Below are 4,331 nucleotides of genomic sequence, written 5' to 3'. Positions count from 1 at the left end.
TCGCCAAGCATCTCCATGAAAACGTCGCCAGCCCCCACCCCAACCCTCCCCCAGCGGGGGAGGGAGCGAGACTGAACATGCGTGATTTCTCCCAAGACCACCGCTGGCTGTCCATCAACACCGCCACCGTGCGCAAGCAGTCCGGTGCTGAGGTGCCGCTGGACCGCATCATCGACCAGTGCGCGCAGCGCGGCATCCGCGCCATCAGTCCCTGGCGCGACCAGGTGGCGGCCGTCGGCATCGACAAGATCTCGGCGCAGCTGCGCGCGCACGGCATCGGCCTGTCGGGCTATTGCCGCGGCGGCTTCTATCCGGCGCCCGATGCGGCCGGACTGAAGGCCGCGCTGGACGACAACCGCCGCGCCATCGACGAAGCCAGGACGCTGGACGCGCCTTGCCTGGTGCTGGTGGTGGGCAGCCTGCCCGGCGCCCTTGGCGGCCAGGCGGCCTACACCGACATCGGCCGCGCGCGCTCCGAGGTGTTCGACGGCATCGCCGCTTCGCTGGAATACGCACGCGAAGTCGGCATGCCCCTGGCCATCGAGCCGCTGCACCCCATGCAGGCGGCGGAACGCGCCTGCATCAACACGCTGGAGCAGGCGCTGGACATCTGCGATGCGCTCGACCCCGGCAGGAGCGGCATGCTCGGCGTGGCGCTGGACGTCTACCACGTGTGGTGGGACCCGAAGCTTGCGCAGCAGGTCGCGCGCGCCGGCAAGGAGCGCCTGCTGGCCTACCACGTGTGCGACTGGCTCACGCCCACGCGCGACCTGCTCAACGACCGCGGCATGATGGGCGACGGCGTGATCGAACTCAAGAAGATCCGCGGCTGGGTCGAGGCCGCCGGCTATGCCGGCTACAGCGAGGTGGAGATCTTCTCCACGCAAGATTGGTGGCAGCGCAGCGGCGACGAGACGCTGGCCGCCTGCATCGAGCGGCACCGCAGCGCGGTCTGACGCGCCGAATCGACCGTCATTCCTTTACCCGCAGTCTCATCCGCAGTCCGACGGGCGCCATCACGATGGTCAGGAACTCGCGTGGTTCCTTGCCATCGGGGGTCCAGACGTCGACGATTTCGAAGTTGGCCAGCAGCATGACCATGGCCAGCTTGATCTCGAGCAGCGCCAGATAGCGTCCAGGGCAGATTCGCGGCCCACCGCCAAAGGGCATCACGACCCGCTTGGCCGAGTCGTTGCCGTGCAGGCCGCCGGCCAGCCACCGTTCGGGTTCGAAGGCACCGGCATTCACGAAGTACTTTTCGTTGACGCTGTCGAACCTGTTGATCGACCACACGACCGTGCGAGCTTCGATTTCCACGTCGCCCACGACGGTGTCGTGCATCGCCTCGTTGATGAAATAGGGCGCCACGGGCTTCAGGCGCATGGCCTCGTTGATGCAGGCATCCAGGTACGGCAACTGCGCCAGCCGCTCTGTGCCCAGCGAAGAAAGGTCGGCGGCGACGTCTTCCGTCTCGGAGATGCAGCGTGCCAATGCGGCTGGATTCCGCTTCAGGAGCCAGATCAGCCAGGCCAGCGTATTCGCCGTCGTGTCCTCGCCCGCCTGCAGCATGGTGAACACGTTGCCGGCGATATCGCTGTCGGCGACTGCGCCATCTTCGCGTTGCGCCGCCGCAAGCATGGCCTCCAGCAGGTTGGTCGGATGCTCGCTCAGTTGCGGATCGGCCACCATCCGTGCACGCGCATCGGCAATGAATCCGCGCACCGCCTCCTTGATCGCCTGCACATGTCCCGGTAAATGGCGGTCGGGTCCCAGCTTGACGTAGTGCCAATAGGAAAAAGGAGCCATCGTCCGGCGGAAGAGCGCGGGGAAGATGTGATCCAGATGCCGCTGGATGACGTCTTCCCGGCCATCAATGGTGTTGACCTTGGCCCCGAACGCAAGACCCGCCACACCATCCACCGTATAGCGGGTGAGATCGGCCAGCAGATCGATGGCCTGGTCCTGGGCTGCAGCGCTCAGCCATCGGCGGCGCAAACGGCTCGCGACCTCCATCAGCGATGGGAAATAGGCCTTGACGTGCGCCGGGTCGAAGGCCGCCATGACCATGCGCCGCTGGCGCTTCCATGCTTCGCCACTCGCGATGAAAACCCCTGGCTCCAGCCCCGCCTCTTCCATCACTCTTGCCAGGCGGGAACTGCGCCGGAAGGTATCTGGACGTTCCCGCAGGATGCCCGCCGTCACTTCGTGATTGGTGACCACCAGAAAAGTTCGGGAGCCCGCCCGAAAGCGGAAGGGCGCACCATACTGCCGCGCCCATTGTTCCAATGTCTGGTGTGCGCTGCCTCGCTTGAGTTGCAGCAGGTTGCCGAAGACGGGAATTCCAGGCGGCCCCGGCAAATCATGCAAGCGCCGCCGCGGACCAGGAGCCGTCGTCGATCGAGCGGCTGCTGTCGGGTCGGCATTCGCGGGCGAAATGCGCGGGGCCATGGTCCGGTCGGAGTGCTGCGGGGAATGGCGAATTGAGCCAGAAACCAGCCTGCCGCGAAAGCCCCATCTTGATGATGCGCTTCTGTGCTGCAATGCACCGAATGGCCGGCCCTGATCTCGACGCTCTGCGGCGCTATGCCGTCGCACGCTCCCTCTTTGCGCCCACCACGCTCGGGCGCGCCATTGCTCGACTGGGCTTCGTGCAGGCCGACCCGATCCGTGCCCCCGCACGCGCGCAGGACCTGACCCTGCGCCATCGCGTGAAGGACTACCTCGCCGGCGAGCTCGAGCGCCGCTATGCGCGCCTGCCGATCGAGGAGGACTGCCTCGTCAACTATGGCTTCCTGCCTCGCGAGCACCTGGCGCTCATGCATCCGCGCGAAGCCACCAAGGCCTGGGACGCAGCCACCCGCCGCAAGGCCCAGGAGGTGCTGGAGTTCGTGCGCAGCAAGGGCAAGGTGCATCCGCGCGAGGTGGAGGCGCACTTTGCCCACGGACGCATTCGCAACTATTGGGGCGGCGCCGGCAACGCCAGCACGCAGCTGCTGGACGGCATGCACTACCGCGGCATGCTGCGGGTGGCCCGGCGCGAAAGCGGCACGCGCATCTACGAGGCCGTTCAGCACGCAGCGCCGCTCGACGACAGCCCGGGCGGCCGCGCATTGCGTGCCGCCGCGCTGCTCGAGCTGGTGGTGCGCAAGTACGCGCCCCTGCCCGCCTCCAGCCTGGTCTACCTCACCCGGCTGCTGCGCTACGGCGCACCGCACCTGCAGGCGCAGACCCAGGCTGCGATGCGCGAGGCAATGGGCCACCTGGCCAGTGCGCGCATCGACGGCACCACCTGGTATTGGCCCGCGGACGAGAACCCGGCCTCGCGGCGCTGGGGCACGGATGATGCGCTGCGCCTGCTGGCCCCCTTCGACCCCATCGTGTGGGACCGCCGGCGCTTCGAGCTGCTCTGGGGCTGGCGCTACAAGTTCGAGGCCTACACGCCCGCTGCGCAGCGGCGCTTCGGCTACTACGCGCTGCCACTGCTGTGGCACGAGCAGGTGATCGGCTGGGCCACCCTGTCGGTGAAAGACGGCCAGCTCACCCCCACCCTGGGCTTTGCCGCCAGCGCGCCCAGGGGCGCCGCCTTCCGCGCCGCGCTGGACGACGAACTGCAGCGCATGACCGCCTTCCTGGTTGCCCCGGCCGCGGACCGCTGAGCCGGGCAAGTCCCATCACACCACCCGCCGCGCCCGCCCCACAATGGCCGGCGCGCCGCCGGGCGCGGAAAGGACAGGCGACATGGACAGCATGCAGACCTGCGGAGGCATCCACCGCTGGTCCACCGACTCGGTGCCCCAGGCCCAGCGGCTGGACTACTGGGTGGGCGCCATCTGCGAGGGCTTCCTGGAGATGTCGGCCACGAGCCCCGAGGCCCCGCGCTTCTTCTCCAGCCTGGAGTCGGCGCCGCTGGGGCCGGTGGGCGTGAACCGGGTGCGCGGCAGCGCGCAGGACGTGTACCGCACGCGCTCGGCCATTGCGCGCAGCCGCGACAACTACTTCTACCTGCTGTGCAAGACCGACTCCGCCTGGTCTGCATCGCAAGGCGAGCGAACCGCGCGCATGCTGCCGGGCGACGCGGTGCTGGTGGATTCGCGCGACCGCTACGCCTTCCACTTTCCGGTGTCGGCGGACACGGTGTCGCTGGAGCTGCCGCCGGCCTGGGTCGAGGCCTGGCTGCCGACGCCGTCCGACCATGTGGGCCGCCGCATCGACGGCCAGTCGGGCTGGGGCCAGACACTGTGCAGCTTCGCACGCCAGCTCACGCCCGAAGTGGCCGCCGCGCCGCCGCTGCCGGCCGCCCTGCTCAGCGACCAGTTGGGCGCGCTGCTGGC

At 68.4% G+C, this 4,331-nt stretch carries 4 protein-coding genes; 3 read left to right on the top strand and 1 reads right to left on the bottom strand.

Features of this window, described 5'->3' with window-relative positions:
- Nucleotides 1-77 precede the first annotated feature (77 nt).
- Nucleotides 78-956, top strand: coding sequence for a sugar phosphate isomerase/epimerase family protein (locus VSO01S_RS26045; protein WP_068645660.1), 879 nt, complete (start codon nt 78-80; stop codon nt 954-956).
- A gap of 16 nt (nt 957-972) precedes the next feature.
- Here the strand turns inward: VSO01S_RS26045 and VSO01S_RS26040 are convergent, their stop codons facing one another.
- Complete coding sequence (locus tag VSO01S_RS26040; protein WP_068645659.1) at nt 973-2,448, bottom strand: cytochrome P450; 1,476 nt, start codon at nt 2,446-2,448, stop codon at nt 973-975.
- 101 nt (nt 2,449-2,549) lie between these two features.
- On the opposite strand from VSO01S_RS26040, the gene VSO01S_RS26035 reads away from it, so the two are divergent.
- Complete coding sequence (locus VSO01S_RS26035; RefSeq protein ID WP_068645658.1) at nt 2,550-3,656, top strand: DNA glycosylase AlkZ-like family protein; 1,107 nt, start codon at nt 2,550-2,552, stop codon at nt 3,654-3,656.
- An 82-nt stretch (nt 3,657-3,738) separates the two neighbouring features.
- On the top strand, nt 3,739-4,331 hold a 593-nt coding region (locus VSO01S_RS26030; RefSeq protein ID WP_506016909.1), incomplete at its 3' end, for an AraC-like ligand-binding domain-containing protein.

Source organism: Variovorax soli NBRC 106424 (genome assembly GCF_001591385.1).
In the GTDB taxonomy this organism is placed as follows: domain Bacteria; phylum Pseudomonadota; class Gammaproteobacteria; order Burkholderiales; family Burkholderiaceae_C; genus Variovorax; species Variovorax soli.
Note: the sequence above shows the minus strand (reverse complement) of the source record. Positions and strands in the feature narration are given on the sequence as shown.